Here is a 25,316-nt window from a genome sequence, read left to right as displayed (position 1 = left end):
ACTAGAACTCCACCTCGCCCAGTGTCTTGTAGGTCAGGCGAAACAACAGGGAATCTTCCTCCTCAACATCGGCGCTTCGCGTGAAGGTTCGCACATACCGTCCGGAGAAGATAAAGCATTCGTCTTCGTAGATAAGCCCTGCAGAGTGGGAAAGCGAGCCCCCGCCTTCTTCCAGGTCCTGCAGTGTCGCCAACTGGGTCGACCAGTAGTCGTTGAACTGATTGTTGAGACTTAAGGACAGTTCTTCAATGGCGGCCGCGGAGGGATCAAGATTGTCGCGCACGAAGGTATAATTCGCATTGATCCGGAAGCCTTCCCCGCCGGTGCTGAGCGTCAACTCATTCCGGTTTGCCAGAAAATCATCGGCCTGAAAGTTGAAGCGATAGAAGGCGGAGAAGTATTGGTTGGGCGAGATTTCCAGGCGACCGACCCAATCCGAGCGTTCGTTTTCGATTCCGGTATCGCGCTTCAGGTCCTGATCCGGGTGCAGGCGGTAGCTTTGTCCGATAAAGAAGGCGAAGCGGCCACCGTCATCTCCGTAATGCGCAAGATTCATGCCCGCGACGACCTTCTGGCCGGTCTCAACCCGGTCGAGTCCGTTCGATCGGTTGGCGGACAGGATGTTGATGTCGTCGGTTTCGAAGACAATGCTGTCGTTATTGGGAATATCTTCGTTGTTTCCGCCATTGGGCGCCGCATGCAGGGCCACAATGGGTTCGATGACCTGCCTGCCACCGACCGAATATCGCGCCATCGGATAGCGGGTCTCCGCACTGATACGCGGAACGACGCGCCCGGTCAGGCCATCGTCGACGGCGCGTCCGGCATCGTCATTCCGGCCGGATTGATCCACGTTGTAGACGTCGCCGCGCAGACTGCCGCTCAAGGTCGTGACCAGTCCGAAATCGGCAATGATTTCGCGCCGGTAGCCCGCCTGGAGTGAAAAACGCTGGCTGTCGGCATCGTCCCCGTCGGTAAGGCCGCGGAAATTTGCATCCAGCGACCACCGCCCGCCCATGCTGTCGGCCTCTCCCAGCCCGTTATAGTCCAGCAACGGCAGGATCAGCGGCGTGTCCGATCGCTGACCCTGACGGAGATTTTGGAAGGAATAGGTGCGCGCCGAGGAATAGTTCCGTCCGCGGAAGCCTTCCGCATAGGCCTCCGAGGTCATTGAATCCCCGGGGTTTTCCCAGAACGAGAACTTCCGGAGGTAGGTCTGGTCGGTTGATCGGTTCACATCCCAACCCCAGCGCCATGTCTCATCGACCATGAACTGGCCTTCACTGAAGAAATGTCCGCGGAACACATCCTCTTCGATCCGCTCGACGTCGGGGGAGCCAATCTTTTCGTCGGTAATGGTGAAACTGCCGGAGGTCTCCAGATAGCCCTTGTCGAATGCCTCGCGATATTCGCCTGAATAGATCACGCCCTGATCACCGGTCAGGATCGGGTCCAGTGTGGCGTCCTTGTCCGGGGCGATGTTCCAGAAGAATGGCGTACGCAGGAACCAGCCGGTATTTGTCTTGGACCCGAAACTCGGGGCCAGGAACCCGGTGCGGCGCTTCACCGTCGGGTCGGGGTGCGTGAAATATGGGGAGTATGCGACCGGTACACCGTACATTTCGAGCACGGCATCGTAGTACTCGACCTGCTGCGCGGATTGATCGTGAATGACCCGCTCCGCCTTGACCTGCCATAGTGGCGCGCGGCTTGGGTCTTCCTTGCAGACCTCGCAAGGGGAATAGACCGCCTTTGCCATTTCCGTGACGTCGCCATTGCTGCGCCGGCCACCGGCCGCGGCGATGCGGGCATTGTCCGCCAGCAGGATGCGCAGGTTCTCGATCGTACCGTCCCGCATGTCCTCCGACAGTTCGACGTAATCGGCGAAGATGACCTCGCCGGTCGGCTCCAGAATGCGAATGTTGCCGGAGGCGGTTACCGTCTTGGCATTCTGGTTGTAGCTCAGCGTATCGGCGAGGAGGATACGGTCGCCATGGGCGATCTCGACATCGCCGCGGGCGACGATGACGCCCAGATCCTGATCGTGACTGACTTCTTCCGCACGCAGCAGAATCGGTAAACCTTCCTGGTCAAAGGACTGCGCCACGGCCGGTTGATCGGATACGGACTGCGCCAGGGCGGACGGTGCGGACAGGGATGTCGCGCAAGCCAGCAGTGCTGCCCCAATGGCAAAATTCAGCGCACGCGACGCCATCAACCGTCCTCCAGATGCAGCAATGCCGTAATTCCCAACATCATTGCGACCCCCGCCGGCATCCAGGCCGCGAAAACCGCCGGAATGCTCATGGAAAGACCCAATGCGTGTACGACATTGGTAAAGAAATACAAAATGAACCCGCTGACCACACCGCCGATAATCATCATGCCGGTGGAGGATCTTCGGGAAACCTTGATCGAGAAGATTGCCGCGATCAGGACCATGGCACACAGCAATGCCGGCAGGGCAAGCAGGCTGTGCAGGTACAGCCGATGGGCGTTGGCACTGAACCCGGCATCTTCCATGGTGCCGATGAACTTCGGCAGTTCCCAGAATGACAGCGTATCGGCCGAGGCGAAACTGTCCTGGATGCCTTCCATAGTCAGTTCCGTGGCAAGGCGATAGACCTCAACCTGGCGGGTGTCGCCCCCCGGCACGGAAAGATAGGCGTCGCGCAGTTCCCAGTAACCCTTGCGGAGTACCGCCGTCGCAGCGTCGATGCGACCGACGAACCTGTCCTGATCCTCAAGTTGAAAGACCACGACGCCTTCCAGAAAGGCCTCGTCGCCGGCGCCTTTGACATCCTTTGCATGGATGACGGCACGCGCATCCTGCTTGCCCTGGCGCAGCCAGACGCCAGTTTCAGAGACCGCAAACTCCGCCCGGTTCTTGCCGAGATACTTGCCTTCCAGCGTTTCATAGTGCGAACGCATCGCCGCGGCGAAAGGATTGAACGTCGTGACCAGGATGACCCCGACAAGGAAGGTGATGACCAGGGGTGCGGTCAGAAACTGCCATGCGGACACACCCGCCGCGCGGCTGATCACAAGCTCATTCGACTTGGCCAGGCGCCAGAAGCACATCATGCCGCCCAGCAGCACCGCAAAGGGGAGCATGTCCTGGACCAGATGCGGCAGTTTCAGGAGCGACATCTGGATCAGGACATCGGTTGTCACTTCCTGCTTGCCGGATGCCCGGCGCAGCAGTTCCACGATGTCGAACATCGCGACAACGGCCAGAAGGGTCAGGAAGACACAGGAAAACCAGAAGGTGAACTGGCGTCCCATGTAGAACGAAAGCGTTCGTGAGAAGTGCATCCCCCTGGCCCCCGATCCCGATTATTCCGCCGCGGCCAGCGCGGTGCTGTCGGCGCTGCGCCGACGGTGCTTGCGCGGCCGCAGGACGAAGTAAAGTCCGACCAGGGTCGGGACGGCGACGTTCAGATAGATTGCCGGCCAGAGCCTGAGGTCGGTGCCTGCGGCAGAAACGGCCGACATGTGTCCGACCAGGACTAAAATCATCGCCGTGACCGCGCCGATAAGGGAAATCAGATTGCCCTGGCGTGAAAAGCCGCCGCGCAGGACGAAGGCCAGGGCTACGACGGAATAGGCAATCGGCAACAGCGCTGTCGCCAATCGATTGTGTCCTTCGGCCCTTAGCTTGTCGGCATAGTATCTGTCGTTCGTATTGGACATGTCCGGGTTGAACAGGGCCGGAAGCAGGCGCTCCTCAGGTTGACGCCAGCCGGGATTGTGACCCTTTGCCGGTCCGCCAATGTCGATCACGGTGCGATCGAACTCGACCAGGTGCAGGGTTCCGTCCTGAAAGGTCTGGCGGCTGCCGCGCACCACCAGGATACGCGGTCCGGATTCCGTTTCGACGACGGCGCCCCGTTCAGCCATGATCGTGTAGGGCGCCTCGGGGTCTTCCTGATTGTGGTACAGAATGCCGAAAAGCTCCGCCCCCTCGCGCTCCTTGACGAACAGGGTGATCGTTGAATCCACCGTCGTGAAGCGGCCTTCATGCAGAAGCGCCGCCCCCCATTGTGAACGGTTCTTTTCCACGTGAAAGCGCATCTCCTGGGCGGCCTTGGGCATGATGTAAAGGGTCATGCCCAGACACACGATGCTTGCCAGCACGGCGACGACAAGCCCGGGCTTGGCAAGGGACGCCGTGCTCATGCCCGCCGACCGCATGACAACCAGTTCGCTGTCGTTGATCATGCGGTTGTAGGTGAACAGCATCGCGCCGAAGAGCGCGATGGGCATGACCAGGGCGACGAAGCGCGGCACCATCAGCGATGCCATGAAGGCGAATTCCGTAAGCGGCAGTCCGCGATTTACGATCAGATCAATCAGGCGTACTGACTGCACGAGCATGACCGCAACGCAGAGCACGACGGTCGCGAACACCGTCACGCCGACCACCTGTCGCATTATATAGCGGTTAATGCGTTTCATTCTTACCAGATATCGCGTTGTGCGCTTTGCTTGAACCGTGCTTGGAATAATTATCAGAAAGCAATTGATTCTGCACGATTTTTATCGCCATCAATCCCTAAAAATACTTTCAGATACTTGGCGCATGCGGAAATCTTGCAGCCGCGCCGGATTTCCGATTCGGGACCCCGCAGGCGGGTTCCTTTTCCCGACCGGCGGCGATAAAGTCAAGGCTGCTCGGCAAAATGTGAACAGGCCGGGCCCGCATTCATGCCGGGCTTTTCTGCCGGCGACTTCCTGCCCCAAACACTGAGGACGGTTCGAATATGAAGATCAGTTTTTCCGACAAGATGGACCTGCCGAAATCCGGAATGCTTGCCGTGGGTGTCGAAGAGGGCGGACATCTGCCGCCCGCCGCCCGGGCGGTCGACGAGGCATCCGGCGGCGCGGTGTCGCGGGCGCTGGCCGGCAACCGCTTCAACGGCAAGAAGGGGGACAGCTTGACCCTGATCGCCCCGGCAGGGATGGAATGCGCGCGTATCGCGCTGTTCGGGGTCGGCAAAGGACTGCAGCCGCTCGATTGGCTGTCGGTCGGTGGCAAGCTGGTCAAAGCCGGCAACGGCGCGGGCGACAAGCAGATTTCGGTCCATCTGGATTGCGGGGCGGACGATCTGTCAGCCGCGGCGGCTGATCTGGCAGAGGGCGCGATGCTGGGCGCCTATCGTTTCGACAAATACTTCACCAAGAAGAAGGCGGATGAGAAGCCTTCGGTCAAAGGCGTGTCGATCCACCTGGCATCCGCTGCGGAAGCCAGGAAAGCCTTCAAGCCGCGCGCCGCCGTCGTGGAAGGGGTCTATCTGACCCGCGACGTCGTGTCTGAACCGCCGAACGTCATCTATCCGGAAAGCCTTGCCAATGTCTGCAAGGAGCTTGAGGAGCTGGGCGTCAAGGTCGACATCCTGAACGAAAAGAAGATGGCGAAGCTCGGCATGGGCGCGCTGCTTGGTGTGGGCCAGGGCTCGACCCGGGAAAGCTTCCTCGTCTCCATGCGTTGGGACGGCGGTGCAAAGAACAAGGCGCCCGTCGCCTTCGTCGGGAAGGGCGTGACCTTCGATACCGGCGGGATATCGCTGAAGCCCGGCCCCGGCATGGAGGAGATGAAATGGGACATGGGCGGGTCCGGTACCGTCATCGGCCTGATGAAGGCCTTGGCGGGACGCAAGGCAAAGGTCAACGCCGTGGGCGTCGTCGGTCTGGTTGAAAACATGCCGGACGGCAATGCGCAGCGTCCGGGCGATGTGGTCACGTCGATGTCCGGCCAGACGATCGAGATCCACAATACCGACGCAGAGGGCCGTCTCGTGCTGGCGGATGCGCTTTGGTACACGCAGCAGGAATTCAAGCCCAAGACCATCATTGATCTGGCAACGCTGACCGGGGCGATCATCATCTCCCTGGGGCATGAATATGCTGGCCTGTTCTCAAATGACGACGATCTTTCGGAACAGCTTTCCGCCGCCGGGAACGCCAGTGGCGAGAAGGTCTGGCGGCTGCCGCTGGGCGATGCCTATGACAAGTTGCTGACTTCCGACTGCGCGGACATGAAGAACATTGGTGGCCGAGGCGCCGGTTCGATCACCGCCGCCCAGTTCCTGCAGCGCTTCATCCAGGATACGCCCTGGGCGCATCTCGACATTGCCGGCATGGCCTGGGGGTCAAAGGACAAGCCGACCTCCCCGAAAGGAGCGACGGGATTCGGCGTACGGCTGCTGGATCGTTACGTCGCGGATGTGCACGAGTCGAAATGACCGAGATCCGCTTCTATCATCTGCAGCGGACGCCGCTGGAGGCGGCGCTGCCGAAGATGCTGGAAATGTGCCTGTCCCGGGAGTGGAAGGCGGTGGTCATGGCCCGCTCGGAAGAGCGGGTTTCCGCCCTCTCGGACCATCTCTGGACATTCGATGACCGGGGATTTCTGCCACATGGCGACAGGCGGGACGGCCATGCCGAACAACAGCCGATCTGGCTGACGCCCGAGGACGAGAATCCCAATGGCGCCACGGTGCTCTTCCTGACTGACGGTGCGATGTCCGACGCGATTGGTTCCTTCGAACTGGTTTGCCGCCTGTTCGACGGCCGTGATGAGGAGGCGGTTACGGAAGCCCGCACTCGCTGGGCCGCGGAGAAGGAGGCTGGACATACGCTGACCTATTGGCAGCAGACCGATCGGGGGTGGGAAAAGAAGGCATCCACGGAGAAACCGTCGGAAGTGTGAGCCAAGACCCGACGGGGCGGATGACTGGTCTTCAGAAATCTTCCGTCAGACAAGGAAAGGGCCCCGAATGATCGGGGCCCTTTCTGATTCAAACCGTGTTTCGGCTTAGTAGATGTTCTGTGCCGAGACCATGGCATAGAGCATCGGGAAGGAGAGCAAGGTGTTGGTGCGCGAGAACAGCATCGCCGTCCGCGCCGATTTGGCCTTGCTGTCGGCATCCGCCTCGACGATGCCGAGCGCACGCTTCTGGTTCGGCCAGATCACGAACCACACATTGAACCACATGATCGTACCCAGCCACATGCCGATCCCGATCGCCGTGTGCCGAGACACGTCGGACATGATGCCCAGCGTGATGGCATCCGACAGATATCCGTTCAGATGGGCCAGAATGAGACCTGTCACGATCGTCGACATGGCCCCCCAGCGGAACCAGAACAGTGCCGCCGGCGCGATAACCTTGCCGATGGCCGGCTTCTGCTCATCCGGAATTTTCGGCATGTTGGGAATCTGGACGAAATTGAAATACCACAGCAGTCCGATCCACATGACACCGCTCAAGACGTGGAGCCAGCGGAAGAAGAATGTCCACCAGGCATAGTCGAGGGCGAACGACCCCGCATGCCAGGCCGAAATGATCGCGACCATGATGATGGTCAGGATCAGGCCCGCGATAACCGTGTTACGCAGATTGCTCAGGATTGAAGCCATACTTCATCCCCCCATTCAAAATGCGCCCATTCGATTCCATATGCCGGAACAGCCCGGCCATTTTCAGCGGCATTGCCGCCGGGGCGCGATGTTTCGAAAGAATTTTGTAACAAAAGTCGGGTTGTTTCCGCAATGGATTTATGGGTATTGAGAGTTTTGCCCGGAATTCCGGGAGTCACCGAAAAATGTCCTTATAAATCTTTGGGTTGACCTGACGCAGACGCCCATTAGGTACAGGTGCGAATGGTTTCGAAACGAAGCCGCACCAAGAGACAACCCTCAAGCCAGACCGAAAGGATCATAGCCAAATGGCCATCGAACTGCCTGCACTGCCCTATGCTCAGGACGCCCTGGAACCGCATATTTCGGCGAACACGCTGGGCTTTCACCACGGCAAGCACCACAATGCCTATGTGACCAAGTGCAACGAGTTGATTTCCGGTACCGATCTGGACGACGCCACGGTCGAGGAAATCACCAAGGCGGCGCATGACAAGGGTGATCAGGGCCTGTTCAACCAGGCGGCCCAGGTCTGGAATCACACCTTCTACTGGAATTCGATGAGCCCGAATGGCGGCGGCGCCCCGACCGGCGACATCGCGGACAAGATCAACGAAGACTTCGGCTCCTACGAGGCCTTTGCCGATGCGTTCAAGAATGCGGGCGCAACTCAGTTCGGCTCCGGCTGGGCCTGGCTGGTCCTGGACGGCGGAAAGCTGGCCGTCGAAAAGACGCCGAATGCCGGCACGCCACTGGTCGAAGGCAAGACGCCGATCATCACGATGGATGTCTGGGAACACGCCTACTATCTGGACTACCAGAACCGCCGTCCCGACTATATGGGCGCTTTCCTCGGCAACCTGATCAACTGGGACTTTGCCAACGCCAATCTGAAGGCGGCGTAAACGTCAGTCAGCTTTTCGGGAAACGCCGTCTTCAATTCTTTGGGGGCGGCGTTTTCTTAGGGGCGGGACCCCCGCCACTCGTCCAAACCTCCGGCATTGTAGATTTCGTCTAGAATTTGGCGGGCTAAAATTATTGCCTCGCCGGCCGGCATTCCAGAGCGCATTCGGGAATCGTATAAGATCTCAAGGGTGAGCCGTTTCGTATCAATTAGTGACCAGTTCACTAGAAAACTGTCGTAGTTCTCCAGCGCCGAAATATGAAGTCCGCTGGCGGCTTGCGCGATTTCGCGCTCGACTATACTTTTCCGAGACGCTCGCGCTTCAAAGAAGTTTACGTCGAACTCCATCTTTTGAAGGCTCCATGCGTTTACTCCGACTCTTCGGGTAAATATGGACCCTGCAAGCCGTTCATCCTGCACAGGCCGCCGTATAACTATCTCAATTGTTTTGCGTATAATTCCGGATTCTTCTTTGTTCAAACCGGCGCCATCCAGAGCTGCGGAGATATGGTCGCGCACTCTTTTTGCAAATCGACTGATATCTGGGTCGCCGTGCGTCAAATGAACCGACGGGCGGTAAGTCCAACGCATCAGCGTGGCATTTTCAGGAACTGTGTCACAGGTTGTAACAGAATCTGGGGTGGACCAGATCACGCCCCTACAGAATGCATCCAATGCTTCGTGGGGATCGTACCAACTGGGTTGCTCCCTCAGTGCAATCAGTACAACGAACGAGACTGCGCCAAATAAGATGTACCCAACGGTGTTCATTACATTCCGCCACATCCTCCGGCTTAGGGGGATGGCACGAGGCTTTTCTTCGATTTCATTAGGAAATGTCGTGCTGTCCAAGGTTTCCAAATCTCGAACAGACGGTCGAAAAGTGAGTGAAATAAGGCAAGATGCTGATACGTAAACAAGCAAAGCTCCAAGGAGCACCCCGACGACTTGATCGCCCCAACGAAGCGCAACAAACGGCACGTAGAAAAGCAATACGATTCCGACGGCAAGGAAAACGCCGCCAGACAGGTAAATTATAATCCTTAGTGTAATTGGAGCCGGCCCTTCGGCTCTAATGTCGTCTAATCGCAAGCGGATTGGTTTCGGTCTGGGCTGGTGGATTTCTATCACGTTCGAATGTGACGAGATCCATTCTCGCAAGCGCCCTACGGACCGTGATGTCCAAATACGTAGTATGGAGGCGATTGGAACTGAAATCAGACATATGCCGGTGACGGGGACCCCGACTGAGCCCATATCACTGAATAGGTCTGGAAAGCGATCATGGGCACCCATGAAAACGTAGTCAAAAAACTGTCGATGCGGGTCGATCGTCAAGAAGACGAAGGTCGCTACGGCAATCACGGCGGCGAACACGCCAATGGACATACATTGGTCCCAGGTCAATGGGCGGCGTGGCATGGATGCAAGTCTGGTGTGCGAACTCAACTTACGAGCAAGGTCCAGAGGAATTTCGTAGCCAGGGGCTCGGGAATTGGGCCAGTAGGCGATACGGTCATCCCGGTCGACGAAGAAGCCGTTCGCTTGCCGTTCTAAAGTGTCAAAACCCAGAAAGCGGTATTCGCTCAATACAATCCCCTCCCGTAGTCACTAGCGACCCTAATCAGTTTCTCTCAGCGAGTGCTACCAAAAGAGGAAGTGTAAAGATTTCTCTGCGTTTGGGGGAGGGTCCAATTAAGGAATAGGTTTAGAGTCAGAACTGCAATGATTTTGGTTTCTAATGGTGGGAGACATTGTGACCCCCGGTTCAAACTGCTTGCTGATCACATCCGATGATTCGAGTGCCAAACGCCGGTAGACTGTTCCCGAAACAGACAGAGGGAATGGGGACGGACGTCATGGCATTTACGTTTTCCTCGGATCAGGAAGCCGCCTTTCATCGGGATGGTTACGTCACTGTGCCGGGCATGTTCGAGGCGCAGGAGGTCTCGCTGCTGAACCGCGCGATGGAGGAGTGTCCGTCGATCCACGACCATGTACTGGTCCGGCCGGATCAGTAAGGGTTCGGGACCAAGATCGTGCTGTTCAACCAGGCGGCCCAGGTCTGGAATCACACCTTCTACTGGAATTCGATGAGCCCGAATGGCGGCGGCGCCCCGACCGGCGACATCGCGGACAAGATCAATGAGGATTTCGGGTCCTACGAGGCCTTTGCCGATGCGTTCAAGAACGCCGGCGCAACTCAGTTCGGCTCCGGCTGGGCCTGGCTGGTCCTGGACGGCGGAAAGCTGGCCGTCGAAAAGACGCCGAATGCCGGCACGCCGCTGGTCGAAGGCAAGACGCCGATCATCACGATGGATGTCTGGGAACACGCCTACTATCTGGACTACCAGAACCGCCGTCCCGACTATATGGGCGCTTTCCTCGGCAACCTGATCAACTGGGACTTTGCCAACGCCAATCTGAAGGCGGCGTAACAGGTCTAAGTGAAAGATTTTTGGAAGCGGCGTCGCCTCCAGGGGCGGCGCCGTTCGACTTTCCGGCCGGCAATCGCCGCATTGCGAATCGGAACCTAACGCCTCAGTTCCGCCAGAACGGTTCCGAGGGCCTCCGCTGCGTCCTGGAAGTCGCTCCGGTTCCAGCGAATTCCGATGCATCTGGATAGACCAAGATCGGAAACGGATAGCGGCACGACGTCGGATGTGGCGAGGCTGCGCGGGGCGATGGCATATCCGACGTCACGCGCGACGTAGGACATCGCCAACTGATCGCGGTCGGTCCGCGCCGCAGGGCGGATCGTCAGGCCCGCATTGCGCAGCGTGTTGTTTGGCAACTCGCATGTTCCGCGAAGTATGATGCGTTCCCCTTCGAGATCCTGAACCTGAATGCTCAGGCGGCCGCTGCGGGCCAGGGGATGGGATTTCGCCACCATGGCCACATAGGGTTCATGCCACAGGGGGCGTGACATCGGATCGGTTCCATCAACCACGGTCCACAGCAGGTCGGCGCGCCCCTGTTCCAGATCGGAAGCAAGGGACGACGCATCGCTTTCGCGCAATTGCCATCGCCAGTTCGAGGCCTCTTTGGCGAGGACAGCCTGCGCCTGGGCGACATCGGCAGCGGCAAGCGTATGAAGCACGCCAAGCCGGAGTGCGGGCGCACGGCTGTCAGCGGCTTTCAGACTTCGGACCGCGGTGTCCCAGCGTTTGAGGATCTCTTTCGCTTCGGCATACAGTTTCAGTCCGGCGGCAGTCGGCTTGGTCCGTCTTCCGCCGCTGAACCGCTCAAACAGCGTGGCGGCCACCTGTTCCTCCAACGACCTCAACGCCGTTGAGACGGCAGGCTGGGAAACATTGAGCCGCTCTGCCGCCGCGGTGACCCCTTGGCATTCGACGACTGCGACAAGCACGCGGAGTTGTTTGAAATGCATAAACATACCTTATCTCAATTCATTAATTATATATGTTATCATTATGTTTGGCGGCAGGCTAGAACGCTTCTCCCTGACTCTCTCGGAGGATTTCTGCCATGGCCGTTTCGGATTCCCCGCAAAGGACGCAGTTCCAGGAGGCCGCCCGGATCAGAAGGGAGCACGCGATAGGCGTGATCTGCGCATTGACGGTCGTTCTCCTCTTCTCCGGCTTCAACATCATGTCCCGGGTCGGAAGCACCGCAGGATTTGGGGTATGGGACATTGCGGCTCTTAGGTTCGCGGTCGGCGGCCTGATCATGCTGCCGCTGTTCCTGCGTCGGCGTTTCGCGGGCATGGCACTGGCGGCGGTAATTCGCATGGCCTTTCTGGGCGGGCTCGGGTTCGCGCTCCTTGCCTATGCCGGGTTCTTCCTGGCACCGGCAGCGCATGGCGCGGTCCTCTTGCACGGTACGCTGCCGCTGTTCACTTTTGCCGTCAGTCTGCTGCTTGGGGAAAGCGTGCGCCGCGGGTCGATTCCCGGCGTCCTGCTGATTGCCCTGGGGATCGGATTGATGGCGTTCGATACCATGCGCGGTGCGACATCCACTCAACTGATTGGGGATTTCTGCCTGCTTCTCGCCGCGCTCTGCTGGTCGGCATGCGGCATCTACGTCAAACGGGCGGGGATTCCTGCGGTTCAAGCCGCTGCCTTGGTGGTTGTTGTTTCAGCCGGGCTCTATTTGCCGGTCTATTTCACGGTGTTCGGAATCGATGGATGGATCGCCGTGGAGGCGCAGGATCTTCTGGTGCAGGCGATTTTCCAGGGGGCGCTGGTCGGCGCTGTATCCATCTTTGTCTATATGCGGTCTGTGCACAGTCTTGGCCCGAACGGAACCGCGCTGTTCACCGCGGCCATTCCATGTGTGACGACGCTGATCGCGATTCATGTGCTCGGGGAGTTTCCGGGCCGCCTTGAATGGGCTGGAGTAGGGATCGTCACGCTGGGGATGGTCGCTGCTTTCGCCGAGCGGCTGATCAACCGATGACTCGGTGGGCGTCGGCCCAGCGGCCGCTCAAGACATGCATTCTTGTCACGGAAAGGTCCTACGCATCCTCATTGCTGGGGGTCTACGATGTCCTGTCGACGGTATCCAACCTGCACCACCTGGACCCGAACGTTCCGAAGGACGCGCCGTTCGATGTAAGCATCGTTTCTCACAAGGGGGGAAGGGTCCGTACCGCCAGCGCACAGGACATCGACAGCAGTAGCGCCATTGACGACGCGACGGACGCGGATCTGGTGATCGTCCCGTCAATTTCTCATGATACGAAGGGTTGGGTTCGCGGCGAAAATCCGGAAGTAACCGCGTGGCTGAAGGCGGTACACAGCAGGGGTGGGCTGTTGTGTACGACCTGTTCCGGTGTCTTCATGCTGGCCGAAACGGGGCTGCTCAACGGGCTGCAAGCCACGCTGCATTGGGCGCATGTTCCCGATTTCCGGACCGCCTTTCCAGAGGTTCAGCTCAAGACGGAACGGCTGCTGGTGACAAGTGGTGGCAACCGAGAATTCGTGATGGGCGGCGGCGCGTCGTCCTGGCAGGACCTCGTACTTTACTTGATCGCCCGGTTCGTCGGCTATCCGACGGCACATGCCGTCAGCAAGTTCTTTGTCATGCGCTGGCACTGGGAGCAGCAAGCGGCCTTCTATATCTTTGCCCCGGAGTTGGACCACGGCGACGATGTGATCCTGCGCTGCCAGCAATGGCTGGAGAAGAATTTTTCCAGTCCCAACCCGGTGCTCGCGATGGCCTCTCTGACCGGTGTCGCTCCAAGGAGCTTCATCAGACGGTTCAGGCGGGCGACGGGCCTGACGCCCATTCAATACGTGCAGCAACTGCGCGTCGATCGAAGCAAGCGGCTTCTGGAGCAGTCTTCCCTGTCGATCGAGGACATCTGCTGGAAGGTGGGATATGAGGATGCCGCGTTCTTCCGACGCCTCTTCAAGCGCCTGACCGGGGTCACGCCTGGCATGTATCGGAAGAACGCGGCATTGCCGGATTTCACGGATTGCGAGGTCTGGTGACTAAGAGATCCTGAACGTCTGATCGCATGTTAGGCAACCGGCGGCAGGACGCTCAAACCAACAGCCATATTCCCCCATAAACCATCCCAATTCCGGCAAGACGCCCGAAGCCGGCACCGGCCGGCAGGACCTTCTCGATCAGGACGAAGATCGCCAGGCCCGTGATCCAGTAGAGGTTCATCACGCCGCCCGCAAAGAGCAGACCCATCAGAAACCAGCAGCATCCGAGGCAGTAGGCGCCGTGATGCAGTCCCATGCGGAGCGCACCCCACTGGCCTCTACGCCAGTTCCGTGCGAGGAACGCCCCGGGAGACCGGCAGGTCTGCAGGCATTTCTCCTTCAACGGGGTCCATTGGTACAATCCGGCCAGGACCAACAGGATCGCAGTGAATGTATTGTTCAGACTCCACATGGTCATGGGGTGCACAAGCCCTGCGCGCTCATACACGGCCTGCAGGACCGTGGCCAGAAGGCTGAAACCACCCCAGACGAGCAGATACCCCGCAACGAAGCGCCAACTGCTTCCCATCCTTGTGGTTGGGGAAGGGGACGAGGATCCAATTCGCCGCATGCGATCGTAGATCAGAACCACCGGCACGGCGCTGGGCAACATCATGGCGACCATCATCAGCCACCACATGACAAAGATCACGAGACTGTAGCCGGCGCCCCACCCCATGGGGGGATGAACCGGCGTGGTTTTGGGGGGCGGAAAGGCCGGTTCGCTCATGGCTGCCGGATCCATGCCCAGCCCGACACCGGTCACCACATAGAGCCATGACAAAAGGATCACCGCCCCAAGCGGCAGCGCGACAAGAAACTTGTCGCGCCTCAGGCTCGTCGCCAGTATCCCCAGGAAATCCGCCTGGAGTCGCATCAGGCGGCCCTCGCCTTGATGATTCCCGACTGGGACAGATGGATTTCCGCGAATTGCCCGTAGCTGTCCTTCAGTTCCATCGGGATGTCACCGAGTGCCGTCGACGTGCCGCTGCCCATTTCGGCGACCGAGTACTCAAATCCATTGGGCAGGTCGATGCGCGCGCGGTGTTCATCGCCGGTCACGGGGTTCCGGATCGGCGTTCCTCTTGATTCAATCAGTCCAGGGACGATCAGCCGCGCTACCCGGCTGTCGACATCGACATCAAAATCGACAGGCCGGTAAAGCGGCGGCAGTGCTTTCTGCATTGTCGTGCTGAAGACCTGCCAGTGCGTTGCGCCCATATCGGTATCGAGCCCGTATAGTATGCGGCTCAGTGCCGCCCTTTGTTCCTCGCTGGCGCGCTCGTCGATGATGGCCTGAGAAATCCCGTTCCCCAGATGGATCGGATTGGGCCAGTGCAGCAGCCAGACGACATTCAGCCCGTCCAGCCGGACACCGCCATGAAAGCCGCTTTCGATGTGCATTGCGCCCATGCCCGTGCAGGTGCCGTCCGTCGGCAACGCGTTGAACTGGCAGGGGCAGCCAAAGTCGCAGTTACAGTTCACGAATTCCTTGCCGTGAATTTCCCAGAAGTTTTCAGTCATCTTGCTCTCTACCTTTGCCTGATCGATGTCGTGAATCACGATCGGGCCGCATGGGCCCGAACGCCGGCCGGAAGGTGCCCAAGTCGATTTCCGTGCGGTAGAGGCACAATGACCTCAATGGGGTCATTCGCGTCACGGAACCGAGCTGATGGCTTCGCCAAGGATCATCCAAAGGGGCGACGGTCGAAAATGCAGAACGGCGATCCGCCGCCTTCCAAACGGTCGACGTTCCAGCAGGCTGGGGATATGGGGGGATGCTAGCGGACTGTTTCGCGCCGCTCGGCCAGCCAGGTTCGGAAGGATTTCGACTGGCTCAGGCCCTCGGCCAGGTTGTCGATGGCGGCGACCGATTCCCGAATATCCGCGCCGGCCTTCAGATCCGGCGCGTAATGCAGGGCCGTCAGGGCGGTCTCCAGCGATACCGTGACATCCTGGAATTCGAGCTCCGCCCGGGCCGGACGGCGCCCGACGACACGGCCCAGAACCGTAGCCGCCATGGCCTCGGCATAGAATTTCAGATTGGATTCATAGGATCGGCCAGGACCGGTGTTCTTCTCGGCCCAGTCCCGAATGGCCTCCGCGTTCAGGGACAGTTCGACCCAGTTCATGCTGCCCTTCGAATGCCCCCAGCGCAGCGACCGGGTCTTTTCCTTCACGTCCTCCGGCATCGTGTGCCATGGCGGAAAGCGGATATCGATTGTCCCGCTGCGGCTGACCGGTGGGTCCTTGGATATCTGCACATCCGAGAACCCGGCGACGTTCAGATGGTCGCGCAGTGCCAGATAAAGATGATGCCGGACCGCACTGTCGGCACCCTTGGGCATCTCGCGGATTACGACACGCGGCGTGCGCTCCCAGCGGTACAGGATCGGCTCATTCTGGGCACCCGCTTTGCGCCAGCAATCGTCGGCGCCCCGAAATGTCGTCCGGCAATAGGCACTGGCCAGCCGGTCCGGCGGATAGATCTCCACCGGCGCCAGAACGGGAAGGAGGTTCGATGCCGAATAGAGTGTCGCTGCCAGCACCGCCATGGCCGCCAGGACCGGAGTGAGCCAGTTGCGCGTTGCCGTCTTGAACCCGGAATCACCCAGCCCGTTGACGAATTGCCGCCGTGCCGCGTTTCCATGCCGCCATTTGTAATCGGTGTCGCCGGTCATCCCCGTGCCGCTTGTTGTCGTGCGGTCCCGCTTTCGACACGGGAGGGTAGCGCGGTGACATCCCGACCGAAAGTGAAACATGGGACGTCGGGCGACCTTCCCATTGCGCGGGGAGGGGACTACATGGACTCGGTCGCGGCTATGAGGTCTTCCCGCATCTCGTAAAGAGCGTTCTGGGTTGAAATCGACGGTCGAGTGAGTTCGCGGTAGAGCCAAACTACAGCGCCAATGGAGTAGAACATCACAACAATATAATATGGATGCTCAGATACTACTCGCCAGAAAAGTAGTCCGAATAATCCTGCCGAGCCCGCAAGAAACAGCATCAGGATTACGAAGAACCGGTTGGTCAAGGATGAGGGGGTACCAGATAGATTCTCGGAGGGGCGAATCTTGAATGGCTTTGGGCGTGGTATCAGAACTTTCCGCGAGCAAAGTTTCTCCGCATCAGCCTTGAACGCGGCTGGGGAATGAAATTTTTGCTGACGCCAATCCAGAAGCTGAATTACGGCCAGATAGGCAATTGCGATTGCAAATCCGAGCCATGTAGTCACGCCCTGTGAGATGGTCATTACGATGAAAAAAACGAGAAACCCAAGGCTCAACGCACAGCCAGAAAAATACCGATTAGCGTCCATTCTTTTGGCGATTTTTGCGGCGTTCGAGGGGCTCAGAACATAGCCTGGGCCGTCCTTTTCAGCCCAGAAAACAATTCTGTCTCGGGAATCGACAAAGAAACCGTTCTCCTGCCTCCAGCCAGGCAGAAAACTAAGGAACCGATAGTCGGACATTCGTGAAATCATCCAGAACGGTGGCGGGCGATACCAAGGATACCCCTTCTGCGGGCAAACCGTAAACATCCATCCCTTGCCACGCCCGGCGTGGCCCGGTATTCGATCCACTCTGATTTTCAGCCGCAGAAACGGGCCGGACAATGGCGTACAGACTCAAGGGTAAGACCGGGGAATGGGAAGTGGTAATCGGCATGGAAGTCCATGCCCAGGTCACGTCTAAGGCAAAGCTGTTTTCGGGCGCGCCGACCGATTTCGGGGCCGAACCGAACAGTCAGGTGTCCCTGGTCGACGCGGCCATGCCGGGCATGCTGCCGGTGGTGAATGCCGAGGCGATCCGCCAGGCCGTGCGTACCGGGCTGGCGCTGAACGCAAAGGTCAACAAGCGGTCCGTCTTCGCGCGCAAGAATTACTTCTATCCCGATCTGCCCCAGGGCTATCAGATCAGCCAGTACGAGGAGCCGATCATCGGCGAGGGCGAGATCGAGATCGACATGGAGGATGGCGAGGTCCGCAGGATCGGAATCGAGCGGCTGCACCTGGAACAGGATGCCGGAAAGTCGATCCATGATCAGGTTCCGGAAAAGACGCTGATCGATCTGAACCGCGCCGGCGTCCCGCTGATGGAGATTGTGTCCAAGCCTGACATCCGCTCGCCCGACGAGGCATCGGCCTATGTCGGCAAGCTTCGGTCCATCCTGCGCTATATCGGCTCCTGCGACGGGAACATGCAGGAAGGCTCGATGCGGGCCGATATCAACGTGTCGGTGCGCAAGCCGGGCGATCCGCTGGGTACGCGGGCCGAGGTTAAGAACGTCAACTCCCTGCGCTTCATCCGGCAGGCCGCCGAGGTCGAGGCAAAACGCCAGATTCGCCTGATCGAAAGCGGCGGCACGGTGGTGCAGGAAACCCGCCTGTTCGATCCGAACAAGGGCGAGACACGGTCGATGCGCACCAAGGAGGACGCCCACGACTATCGTTACTTCCCGGACCCGGACCTACTTCCGGTGGAGTTCGACGATGCCTATGTCGATGGCTGCCGCGAAGGCCTGCCGGAACTGCCGGATCCCAAGAAGCACCGTTTCATGAAGGATTACGGGTTGAGCGCCTATGACGCGGGCGTTCTGGTGGCCGAGCGTGAAACGGCAGACTTTTTCGAGACCGCGGCGAAAGCCGGCGGCGATGCCAAGCTGGCCGCGAACTGGCTGACCGTCGAATTGTTCGGCCGCCTGAACAAGACCGGGCAGAGCCTGGACGAGATCCGGATCGATGCCGAAGGGCTGGGCGGTCTGGTCAAACTGATCAAGGACGGCACCATCTCAGGCAAGATCGCCAAGGAGGTCTTCGACGAGATGCTGGAAACCGGAAAGCCGGCCGCCGAAATCGTCGAGGCGAAGGGCCTGAAGCAGATTTCCGATACCGGGGAACTGGAAGGCATCATCGACACGCTGATCGCGGACAATCCCGGCCAGGTCGATGCCTATCGCGGCGGCAAGACCGGCCTGATCGGTTGGTTTGTCGGTCAGGTGATGAAGGCCACCAAGGGTCAGGCCAACCCCGCCATGGTCAACCAGTTGCTGAAGTCGAAGCTGGACGGTTAGGCGGTGCTGCCGTGTTCCTGCGAAAGCAGGAACCTTGGTGGATCAGCCGCTGTAGCCTGTATCAGGAAGGCTCCTGCTTTCGCAGGAGCGCGGTGTAGATGCCGCAGAGGGGACGCTGGGGACACTTCTCGCATAACCCGTGGTCCAGGGCGGCAGGCAACCACCTCGCCGACGGCTCTGGCTTGGCGGGAATGACGAGTGGATTGCACTGCCGTGTTCCTGCGAAAGCAGGAACCTTGGTGGATACGCGGTATTGCCCAAGCTTAGAAGGCTCCTGCTTTCGCAGGAGCACGACGGTGGGGCGTCCTCCCTCTCCCTGGAGGGAGAGGCCGGGGTGAGGGGGCCTTACCGGGGAACGGTCGCGTTAAACTTCTGCACGAACACCCGGTCCTCCCCCTCGAATGCTTCGAGGCGATAACTCGCTTCGTAGCCCGTCGCTGTCGCCTGCATCTCCGTAGAGGTCTCGGTTCGCACCGACCAGTCGCCACGGGCCATGCCGCGGGTCCAGTCTATGCGGACATGGGCGCTGGATGGGTCGCTTTCGTCCAGGGTCCAGACCTCTTTGAGGGTGCAGGTGGCAATCAGGCCGTTCTCCAGATCTTCGATTTCACCCTCGTCGGAGGCGATGGTCAGGACGGATCGGCCCTGCGCATCCTTCGTCCATTCCTTCGTCTCCTCGCCTGGACGAAGGATGCGGCGGCGGCGGGGGCGGGCGCTTTCGGGCGGTGGCGCATTCCATGGGATTTCCGGGCCGGAGCGAACGGGCAAGGTGACCTGCGCATCCGTTACCGCCAGGTGGACGGGGGTCGCCTCCGGCCAGACAAATGGCCAGTAGCTGCTGGACAGGGCGAGGCGCAGGCGGTGGCCTTCCGGCAGGCGATAGGCGCATTGATCCAGATCGATTGCGACTGTGACGTCCTCTCCGATCGGCATGTCCGACGGATGCTCCATACTGTCCCGTCGGCGCAGATCCAGCATGCCGTGGGCGATCAGGGCGGAAGTTCCGTCCGGACGCAGATCGCAGAGCCGGACGATCAATTGCGCGGCGGGCTGGTCCGACCGGACCCTGGCACGGAACCCGGCACGACCCAGCAGAACGGTCTCGCCCGGCGGAGGGTCGAAGTCGAAACAGGCGGATCGGGCATCATCCTGCTGCTGGTCGCCGGGCAGTTCGCCTGGTCCGAATCCGAAGGTGAAGTATTCGCCGCAACCGCGGCCGCAGGCCAGATCGAACGGAATGTCGGCATCGCCGAGCATCACGGGATGCGCCTGCACATTGGTCGGTGGCCAGGCGGCTTCCGCCAGCCAGACGCCGGGGCGTTCGGACTGGCTTACGGAGGGGACGACACTGTCCATGACATAGGCGCGGTAAGCGGGGTCGTCTTCAACCCCGGTATCGATCCCTTTCAGCCATTGATCCCACCAACGCAGGGCCTCCTGCAGATAGCCCATCGCGGGTTCGATATGCGAGATATGCGGATACTTGTGACCCCACGGCCCGGCGATGGCCTTGACCGTTCCGGGCAGGTTTTCGGCGAGATGCGCCATTGCATTGCGGTAGCCGTCCAGATAGCCGCCGATCGCCAGAACGGGGGCCTCGATGGCAGCGAAATCCTCGCAGACCGAGCCATGCTTCCAATAGGCGTCCCTGTCGCGGTGACGCAGCCAGGTTTCGGCCAGAAACGGCGTGTTCTCCAGCCGCTCCAGCCACATCTCCCGCCACTTGTCGCCAACGATGGCCGGATCGGGCGGCATCGAGAACCAGGACAGGACCGTGGCCGCCCAGCCGATATTCTCCGTCAGCTGAATGCCGCCCTTGTAATGAATGTCGTCGGCATAGCGGTCGACGGTTGTTCCGATGGTAATGACCGCTTTCAGAGCGGGCGGCTTGAGGGCGGCAATCTGCAATCCGTTGAAGCCGCCCCAGGATATCCCCTGAATCCCGACCGCGCCGCTGCACCATGGCTGGTTCGCGATCCAGGCGATGATATCGACCCCGTCCTGCAGTTCCTGAGGGGAATATTCGTCGTCAAACAGGCCTTCGCTGTCACCGCAGCCGCGCCTGTCGACGCGCAGACAGGCATAGCCATGTCCGGCGAAGTATGGATGCATGCCCTGATCGCGGACCAAGGTACCATCCGTCTTGCGATAGGGAAGATATTCCAGAATGGCCGGAACCGGATTTTCGTCGGCGCCTTCGGGTAACCAGACGCGCGCGGAGAGGCGGGTGCCGTCGGGCAGGCGGATACCCATATCCGTGTGTTCGACGACGCGGTGCGGAAAGTCTTCGACAAGTGTCACGGGGTCGGCACTCCGTTTGGGGACGAGGTGCCGGACCCTAACGCAAAAGCCTGTACCCGGAACAGGAATTCGGGGACAGGCTGTTCAACTCCTGCCCCCGAACGGAGCGATCAGGCGACCGTCTTGCGGTAGATGTGCCATGTCGCATGGCCCAGGATCGGCAGAATGACGATCAGTCCCAGGAAGAAGGGAATCGTTCCGATCACAAGGCCGGCGGCCAGTATGAAAGCCCAGACCGCCATCGGTCGCGGATTGCGGCTGACCACGCGGATCGAGGTCGCAACCGCGGTGCCCAGGCCGACATTCCGGTCCAGCATCAACGGGAAGGAGACGACGCTGACGGCGAAGACCGCGAGCGCAAACACGAAGCCGATGGCTGTGCCAAGCACCATCATGGTCCACCCAGCACCTGTCGTCAGGATGTCATCGGCAAATCCGATGATCGAGGTCGGCGGTTCCGGCCCCAAAGTGGCGCTGTAGAGCATATGCGCTACGGCCAGCCAGGTCATGAAGACGGCAATCAGCCCCAGACCGAAGATCAGCATGGCACCGAAACGCGGGGATGCGATGAGCCCGAAGGCGCTGGACCATTTCACCTCAAGTCCCAGTTCCCGGCGGCGACTCATCTCGTAGAGCCCGATTGCCGCCAGAGGCGCCAGCAACGCGAAGCCGGATGCGGCCGGGAACAGGAGCGGCAGCATGGAATAGTGCAGGGCCGCCCGGGCCAGCAATATGCCGACGATGGGGTAGATCAAACAGATGAAGACGACGTCGGTCCGACAGGCAGCGAAATCGTCCAGCCCCGCCTTCAGCGCGGCCCGGACGTCCGCGACGCCGATCCGTTTCACGACGGGGACACCGGTTCGGTTATGAACCGCCTCGCCATGCATGGCATCCGCGACGGACATCAGGTCCGCCCCGGCATTCTTCAGGGCATCGATGCCCACTTCGATTGGATTTCGTATGGCCTGCATCTCGATACCTCCCTTTCAGTTATCAGAGGGAGCCGGAAGCGAATCCATACGTATACTATGCTAGTTTTGAATGTTTGTCATTTCACGACTTTACGCACCTGTGTAACCGCCGGGCGCTTTCTTCCCGGCGGTGTCCGTCGACTTGGCGGTATGTCGGTAATCAGCTGGCCACTTCCTTGAACTTCTCAAGAAGGGGACCGTCGAGATGGCCGTTCGCCACCATCTCATCCATGATGTTGAAGGCCTTCTGCTTGGACATGGCAGGCTTGTAGGAGCGCCTTTCGGTCAGGGCCGAGAACACATCCGCGATGGCGCAGATCAGCGCCAGCTCATGAATTTCCGCACCTTTCAGGCCATAGGGGTAGCCGGTGCCATCCAGTTTCTCGTGGTGCATTTCCATGCAGGCCCGGACCGGGAAGGATAGCCAGTCTGTCTTTTCCAATGTCACCCGGGCGCCGTCGGGATGACGGCGCATGATCTCCAGTTCCTCCGGGGAGAGTCGGTTCGGCGAGGACAGGATTTCATTGGGGACCACCCATTTGCCCAGGTCGTGGCAGAGGCCGCCCTGCGCGACGACCTCCATATCCGTCTTGCGAAAACCGAGATGCATGCCGAAGGTCGTCATCCAGCCCGCGACCTTGAGGCTGTGGCCGAACGTGTCCGCATGATGCGATCTCAGGGCGTCCATGGCGCCAATCAGTTCACCGCCGGAGGCGGCCCGGATCAACTGCCCGGAGATCTCCGCCAGGGTGTCCTGCTCCAGTGCGGCCCCCTGGGCGGTGCTTTCCTGCAGCTTGGCGATGTTGCGCCGGGTTTGTTTCAGCAGACCGCGCTGGATGGGGCTCAAATTCTCCCAGGAAATCTCGTCACGGACCGTCAGGGCATTCGCGGTTGCAGCGTAGATGTCGCCCCAGCTTTCGGGCCGGACAATCGATCGGTCGACGCGGCGAAAGCTTTCCTGGATGGCGACCGCCTGATCCATGGTTTCCGACAGAACGACAAGCTTCGCCGAAGGACCTTCGGGGCGGGCATCGAGATGACGGATGGCGTCCTTGAGGACAAGCTCCGGATTTCGGCCGTGCCCCGCTGTCATATCCAGGATCACGCAGGCGAAACGCCCCTTGGATTCCGCAATCGTTCGCATGAAATCCAGCGAAGTCTTCGGCGTTGACACCTCGAACTCCGCGGACATTGCGCTGCGCAGTCTTTGGGCGGTTTCACCGTCGCCCGGTCCGAAGAGGATGAGCTCCTGATCGAGAAAACCGTCGGACTTTTCGCCTTCCTTGCGCTCCAGAATAATCGATTTGCCCACTGTACCACTCCCAATCGATCTGAACCTGTCATGCCAAATTGACAGCAGATCGTTAATGATCGGTTTGGGATAGATACAATGTCGGACAAATTTGATCGATCACACGATCCTGGTCTTCACGTAAGATCCGGGAGCCGGCTCGATCGGCTCGACCTTGCCGCAGCCCGGTTCACGGGCTTCGACCTGTGGGCCCGCCGACTTCTCCAGCCATTTCTTCCATTCCGGCCACCATGACCCTTCGTGCTGGGTGGCTTTTTCCAGCCACGCGTCCGGGTCCTTCACCTTGCGGTTATAAAGCCAGTATCCGTATTTCGGCTTGTCCGGGTTGGGTGGGTTGATCACGCCCGCGATATGGCCGGAGCCGGCGAGGCAGAATTTCACCGGGCCGGCATAGGTGTTCACAGCGGCATAGGTCGATTTCCACGGCGCGATATGGTCTTCGCGCGTGGACAGCACGAAAGTCGGTGTCTTCACCTTGGTAAGGTCGATCGGCACACCGTCCAGTTCGATCCCGCCTGGCTCGATCAGCGCATTCTCCAGATACATCTTGCGCAGATAGAAGGAATGCATCGCCGCAGGCATGCGGGTTGAATCGCTGTTCCAATACAGCAGGTCGAAGGGGAAGGGGTCCTTGCCCATCAGATAGTTGTTCACGACAAAGGACCAGATCAGGTCGTTGGCCCGCAGCATGTTGAAGGTCGTGGCCATCTCGGTGCCTTCCAGATAGCCGCGCTCGTTCATCTTTGCCTCAAGGGCGGCCAGCTGTTCCTCATCGATGAAGACTTCCAGTTCCCCGGCCTCGGCAAAGTCGATCATTGTCGTGAAATAGGTGACCGACTTGACCCTGTTCTGCTGCCCCTTTGCCTGCAGGTAGGCCAGCGTCGCGGCCGTCAGCGTGCCGCCCAGGCAGTAGCCGATCATGTTGACCGACGGCTCCCCGGTAATCTTTTCAATCTGATCGATGGCGGTCAGCGGACCTTCCAGCATGTAGTCGCTGAACGACTTGTTCGCGAGTTCGCGGTCCGGATTGACCCAGGAAATGACATAGACGGTCAGGCCCTGACCGACGGCCCATTTGATGAAGCTGTTCTTCTCCCGTAAATCCAGGATGTAGAACTTGTTGATCCAGGGTGGCACGATGAGCAGCGGCACCTTGTGCACGGTTTTGGTCGTCGGGGCGTACTGGATCAGCTGGATCAGGTCGTTCTGATAGACGACCTGTCCCGGGCTGGTCGCAAGGTTGCCGCCGACCTCGAACGCATCCGCATCCGTCATGGATATACGCAGCTTGCCCTTACCCTTCTCAAGGTCGGACAGCATGTTTTCCAATCCGCGGACCAGATTGTCGCCCTTCGTATCGAGGGTCTCGCGCAGCACTTCCGGGTTGGTCATCAGGAAGTTGGTCGGCGCCATCGCATCGGCGAACTGACGGGTGTAGAAATCGACCTTCTTCATGGTCTTGTCGTCCAGACCTTCGACGTCGTGGACGGTGGATTGCATCCAGCGCGCTGTGAGCAGATAGGACTGCTTTATGTAGTCGAACAGCGCGTTCTCCGACCAGGTTGCGTCCTTGAAGCGTCGGTCGTCGCGGGCTGGCTCGATCAGCGTTTCGCTGTCCTGGCCGAGCATCTTGCGTGTCGTGGAGGCCCAAAGGTTCATGTAGTCGGACCACAGATTGAAATTGGCCTGCATGACAGCGCCGGGATTCATCATCATGGCCTGAGTCATTTCAAGAAAGGTCTGGCCGATGTTGAGCGGGTCGCCGTGACCGAGAGGGCTTTCGCCGTCCTGGTTCTGTCGCGCCAGGAAATCCTGCACTAGGCGCTGGCTGCGTTCTGCGATTTCGGTCATCGTCCGCGACCATTCCACGGGG

21 protein-coding genes and 1 pseudogene are annotated in these 25,316 nt (G+C 59.7%); 8 read left to right on the top strand and 14 right to left on the bottom strand.

Annotated elements, in window-relative coordinates; genetic code table 11:
• Position 1: 1 nt before the first annotated feature.
• Genes lptD through R8L07_20660 form a run of 3 tightly spaced genes read right to left on the bottom strand, consistent with a single transcriptional unit; the run spans position 2 to position 4,458 of the window.
• Complete coding sequence (gene lptD, locus R8L07_20670; GenBank protein MDW3207956.1) at positions 2–2,215, bottom strand: LPS assembly protein LptD; 2,214 nt, start codon at positions 2,213–2,215, stop codon at positions 2–4.
• The gene (gene lptG / locus R8L07_20665; protein ID MDW3207955.1) at positions 2,215–3,315 is read right to left on the bottom strand and encodes an LPS export ABC transporter permease LptG; all 1,101 of its coding nucleotides are present in this window, start codon (positions 3,313–3,315) and stop codon (positions 2,215–2,217) included. The genes lptD and lptG overlap by 1 nt, the downstream gene beginning before the upstream one ends.
• A gap of 21 nt (positions 3,316–3,336) precedes the next feature.
• A complete protein-coding gene (locus tag R8L07_20660; GenBank protein ID MDW3207954.1) occupies positions 3,337–4,458 on the bottom strand; it encodes an LptF/LptG family permease in 1,122 nt (373 codons plus the stop codon).
• Between the two features lie 305 nt (positions 4,459–4,763).
• On the opposite strand from R8L07_20660, the gene R8L07_20655 reads away from it, so the two are divergent.
• A complete protein-coding gene (locus tag R8L07_20655; GenBank protein MDW3207953.1) occupies positions 4,764–6,245 on the top strand; it encodes a leucyl aminopeptidase in 1,482 nt (493 codons plus the stop codon).
• Entirely contained in the window at positions 6,242–6,712 is a 471-nt protein-coding gene (locus tag R8L07_20650; GenBank protein ID MDW3207952.1) for a DNA polymerase III subunit chi, read from the top strand. The genes R8L07_20655 and R8L07_20650 overlap by 4 nt, the downstream gene beginning before the upstream one ends.
• 105 nt (positions 6,713–6,817) lie before the next feature.
• On the opposite strand, the gene R8L07_20645 is transcribed toward R8L07_20650, so the two are convergent.
• Positions 6,818–7,423: a urate hydroxylase PuuD gene (locus R8L07_20645; protein MDW3207951.1), complete on the bottom strand. Its 606-nt coding sequence runs from the start codon at positions 7,421–7,423 to the stop codon at positions 6,818–6,820.
• 308 nt (positions 7,424–7,731) lie between these two features.
• Here R8L07_20645 and R8L07_20640 point away from each other — a divergent pair, with 308 nt between their 5' ends.
• Complete coding sequence (locus R8L07_20640) at positions 7,732–8,328, top strand: superoxide dismutase (protein MDW3207950.1); 597 nt, start codon at positions 7,732–7,734, stop codon at positions 8,326–8,328.
• Positions 8,329–8,384: 56 nt separating this feature from the next.
• Here the strand turns inward: R8L07_20640 and R8L07_20635 are convergent, their stop codons facing one another.
• On the bottom strand, positions 8,385–9,917 hold the full coding sequence (locus R8L07_20635) for a hypothetical protein (protein ID MDW3207949.1): 1,533 nt from the start codon (positions 9,915–9,917) through the stop codon (positions 8,385–8,387).
• 269 nt (positions 9,918–10,186) lie between these two features.
• Here R8L07_20635 and R8L07_20630 point away from each other — a divergent pair, with 269 nt between their 5' ends.
• Entirely contained in the window at positions 10,187–10,348 is a 162-nt protein-coding gene (locus R8L07_20630; GenBank protein MDW3207948.1) for a hypothetical protein, read from the top strand.
• 21 nt (positions 10,349–10,369) lie between these two features.
• Positions 10,370–10,765: pseudogene (locus R8L07_20625) on the top strand (superoxide dismutase).
• Positions 10,766–10,860: 95 nt separating this feature from the next.
• Here the strand turns inward: R8L07_20625 and R8L07_20620 are convergent.
• A complete protein-coding gene (locus R8L07_20620) occupies positions 10,861–11,718 on the bottom strand; it encodes a LysR family transcriptional regulator (protein ID MDW3207947.1) in 858 nt (285 codons plus the stop codon).
• Between the two features lie 98 nt (positions 11,719–11,816).
• On the opposite strand from R8L07_20620, the gene R8L07_20615 reads away from it, so the two are divergent.
• A complete protein-coding gene (locus R8L07_20615) occupies positions 11,817–12,746 on the top strand; it encodes a DMT family transporter (GenBank protein ID MDW3207946.1) in 930 nt (309 codons plus the stop codon).
• Positions 12,743–13,783 (top strand): helix-turn-helix domain-containing protein, encoded by a 1,041-nt coding sequence (locus tag R8L07_20610; GenBank protein ID MDW3207945.1) that lies wholly within the window; start codon positions 12,743–12,745, stop codon positions 13,781–13,783. Before R8L07_20615 ends, R8L07_20610 begins: the two co-directional genes overlap by 4 nt.
• Before the next feature lie 52 nt (positions 13,784–13,835).
• On the opposite strand, the gene R8L07_20605 is transcribed toward R8L07_20610, so the two are convergent.
• From R8L07_20605 to R8L07_20590, 4 genes are all read right to left on the bottom strand, one after another.
• The gene (locus R8L07_20605) at positions 13,836–14,660 is read right to left on the bottom strand and encodes a DUF2182 domain-containing protein (GenBank protein ID MDW3207944.1); all 825 of its coding nucleotides are present in this window, start codon (positions 14,658–14,660) and stop codon (positions 13,836–13,838) included.
• Positions 14,660–15,307, bottom strand: a complete 648-nt coding sequence (locus tag R8L07_20600) for a DUF1326 domain-containing protein (protein MDW3207943.1) — start codon at positions 15,305–15,307, stop codon at positions 14,660–14,662. Before R8L07_20600 ends, R8L07_20605 begins: the two co-directional genes overlap by 1 nt.
• A 257-nt stretch (positions 15,308–15,564) precedes the next feature.
• Positions 15,565–16,464 carry a hypothetical protein gene (locus R8L07_20595; protein ID MDW3207942.1) on the bottom strand — a complete coding sequence of 300 codons (900 nt, stop codon included), beginning with the start codon at positions 16,462–16,464 and terminating at the stop codon, positions 15,565–15,567.
• Positions 16,465–16,583: 119 nt separating this feature from the next.
• Positions 16,584–17,255 (bottom strand): hypothetical protein, encoded by a 672-nt coding sequence (locus R8L07_20590; GenBank protein ID MDW3207941.1) that lies wholly within the window; start codon positions 17,253–17,255, stop codon positions 16,584–16,586.
• A gap of 143 nt (positions 17,256–17,398) precedes the next feature.
• On the opposite strand from R8L07_20590, the gene gatB reads away from it, so the two are divergent.
• The gene (gatB, locus tag R8L07_20585) at positions 17,399–18,856 is read left to right on the top strand and encodes an Asp-tRNA(Asn)/Glu-tRNA(Gln) amidotransferase subunit GatB (GenBank protein MDW3207940.1); all 1,458 of its coding nucleotides are present in this window, start codon (positions 17,399–17,401) and stop codon (positions 18,854–18,856) included.
• A gap of 345 nt (positions 18,857–19,201) precedes the next feature.
• Here the strand turns inward: gatB and R8L07_20580 are convergent, their stop codons facing one another.
• The 4 genes from R8L07_20580 to phaC form a co-directional block, all read right to left on the bottom strand.
• Positions 19,202–21,157, bottom strand: coding sequence for a CocE/NonD family hydrolase (locus tag R8L07_20580; protein ID MDW3207939.1), 1,956 nt, complete (start codon positions 21,155–21,157; stop codon positions 19,202–19,204).
• 110 nt (positions 21,158–21,267) lie between these two features.
• Positions 21,268–22,131, bottom strand: a complete 864-nt coding sequence (locus R8L07_20575) for a DUF2189 domain-containing protein (GenBank protein ID MDW3207938.1) — start codon at positions 22,129–22,131, stop codon at positions 21,268–21,270.
• Between the two features lie 160 nt (positions 22,132–22,291).
• On the bottom strand, positions 22,292–23,443 hold the full coding sequence (locus tag R8L07_20570) for an HD domain-containing phosphohydrolase (GenBank protein ID MDW3207937.1): 1,152 nt from the start codon (positions 23,441–23,443) through the stop codon (positions 22,292–22,294).
• Between the two features lie 99 nt (positions 23,444–23,542).
• Positions 23,543–25,294 (bottom strand): class I poly(R)-hydroxyalkanoic acid synthase, encoded by a 1,752-nt coding sequence (gene phaC / locus R8L07_20565; protein MDW3207936.1) that lies wholly within the window; start codon positions 25,292–25,294, stop codon positions 23,543–23,545.
• Between the last annotated feature and the right edge of the window lie 22 nt (positions 25,295–25,316).

The organism is Alphaproteobacteria bacterium (assembly GCA_033344895.1).
Classification (GTDB): Bacteria; Pseudomonadota; Alphaproteobacteria; order UBA8366; family Aestuariispiraceae; genus Pacificispira.
Note: the sequence above shows the minus strand (reverse complement) of the source record. Positions and strands in the feature narration are given on the sequence as shown.

What these genes read in the sequence shown, in the direction of transcription:
- lptD (MDW3207956.1), bottom strand. Translation starts at nt 2,215, where the DNA reads ATGGCGTCGCGTGCGCTGAATTTTGCCATTGGGGCAGCACTGCTGGCT.
- lptG (MDW3207955.1), bottom strand. Translation starts at nt 3,315, where the DNA reads ATGCACTTCTCACGAACGCTTTCGTTCTACATGGGACGCCAGTTCACC.
- R8L07_20660 (MDW3207954.1), bottom strand. Translation starts at nt 4,458, where the DNA reads ATGAAACGCATTAACCGCTATATAATGCGACAGGTGGTCGGCGTGACG.
- R8L07_20655 (MDW3207953.1), top strand. Translation starts at nt 4,764, where the DNA reads ATGAAGATCAGTTTTTCCGACAAGATGGACCTGCCGAAATCCGGAATG.
- R8L07_20650 (MDW3207952.1), top strand. Translation starts at nt 6,242, where the DNA reads ATGACCGAGATCCGCTTCTATCATCTGCAGCGGACGCCGCTGGAGGCG.
- R8L07_20645 (MDW3207951.1), bottom strand. Translation starts at nt 7,423, where the DNA reads ATGGCTTCAATCCTGAGCAATCTGCGTAACACGGTTATCGCGGGCCTG.
- R8L07_20640 (MDW3207950.1), top strand. Translation starts at nt 7,732, where the DNA reads ATGGCCATCGAACTGCCTGCACTGCCCTATGCTCAGGACGCCCTGGAA.
- R8L07_20630 (MDW3207948.1), top strand. Translation starts at nt 10,187, where the DNA reads ATGGCATTTACGTTTTCCTCGGATCAGGAAGCCGCCTTTCATCGGGAT.
- R8L07_20620 (MDW3207947.1), bottom strand. Translation starts at nt 11,718, where the DNA reads ATGCATTTCAAACAACTCCGCGTGCTTGTCGCAGTCGTCGAATGCCAA.
- R8L07_20615 (MDW3207946.1), top strand. Translation starts at nt 11,817, where the DNA reads ATGGCCGTTTCGGATTCCCCGCAAAGGACGCAGTTCCAGGAGGCCGCC.
- R8L07_20610 (MDW3207945.1), top strand. Translation starts at nt 12,743, where the DNA reads ATGACTCGGTGGGCGTCGGCCCAGCGGCCGCTCAAGACATGCATTCTT.
- R8L07_20605 (MDW3207944.1), bottom strand. Translation starts at nt 14,660, where the DNA reads ATGCGACTCCAGGCGGATTTCCTGGGGATACTGGCGACGAGCCTGAGG.
- R8L07_20600 (MDW3207943.1), bottom strand. Translation starts at nt 15,307, where the DNA reads ATGACTGAAAACTTCTGGGAAATTCACGGCAAGGAATTCGTGAACTGT.
- R8L07_20595 (MDW3207942.1), bottom strand. Translation starts at nt 16,464, where the DNA reads ATGACCGGCGACACCGATTACAAATGGCGGCATGGAAACGCGGCACGG.
- R8L07_20590 (MDW3207941.1), bottom strand. Translation starts at nt 17,255, where the DNA reads ATGTCCGACTATCGGTTCCTTAGTTTTCTGCCTGGCTGGAGGCAGGAG.
- gatB (MDW3207940.1), top strand. Translation starts at nt 17,399, where the DNA reads ATGGCGTACAGACTCAAGGGTAAGACCGGGGAATGGGAAGTGGTAATC.
- R8L07_20575 (MDW3207938.1), bottom strand. Translation starts at nt 22,131, where the DNA reads ATGCAGGCCATACGAAATCCAATCGAAGTGGGCATCGATGCCCTGAAG.
- phaC (MDW3207936.1), bottom strand. Translation starts at nt 25,294, where the DNA reads ATGACCGAAATCGCAGAACGCAGCCAGCGCCTAGTGCAGGATTTCCTG.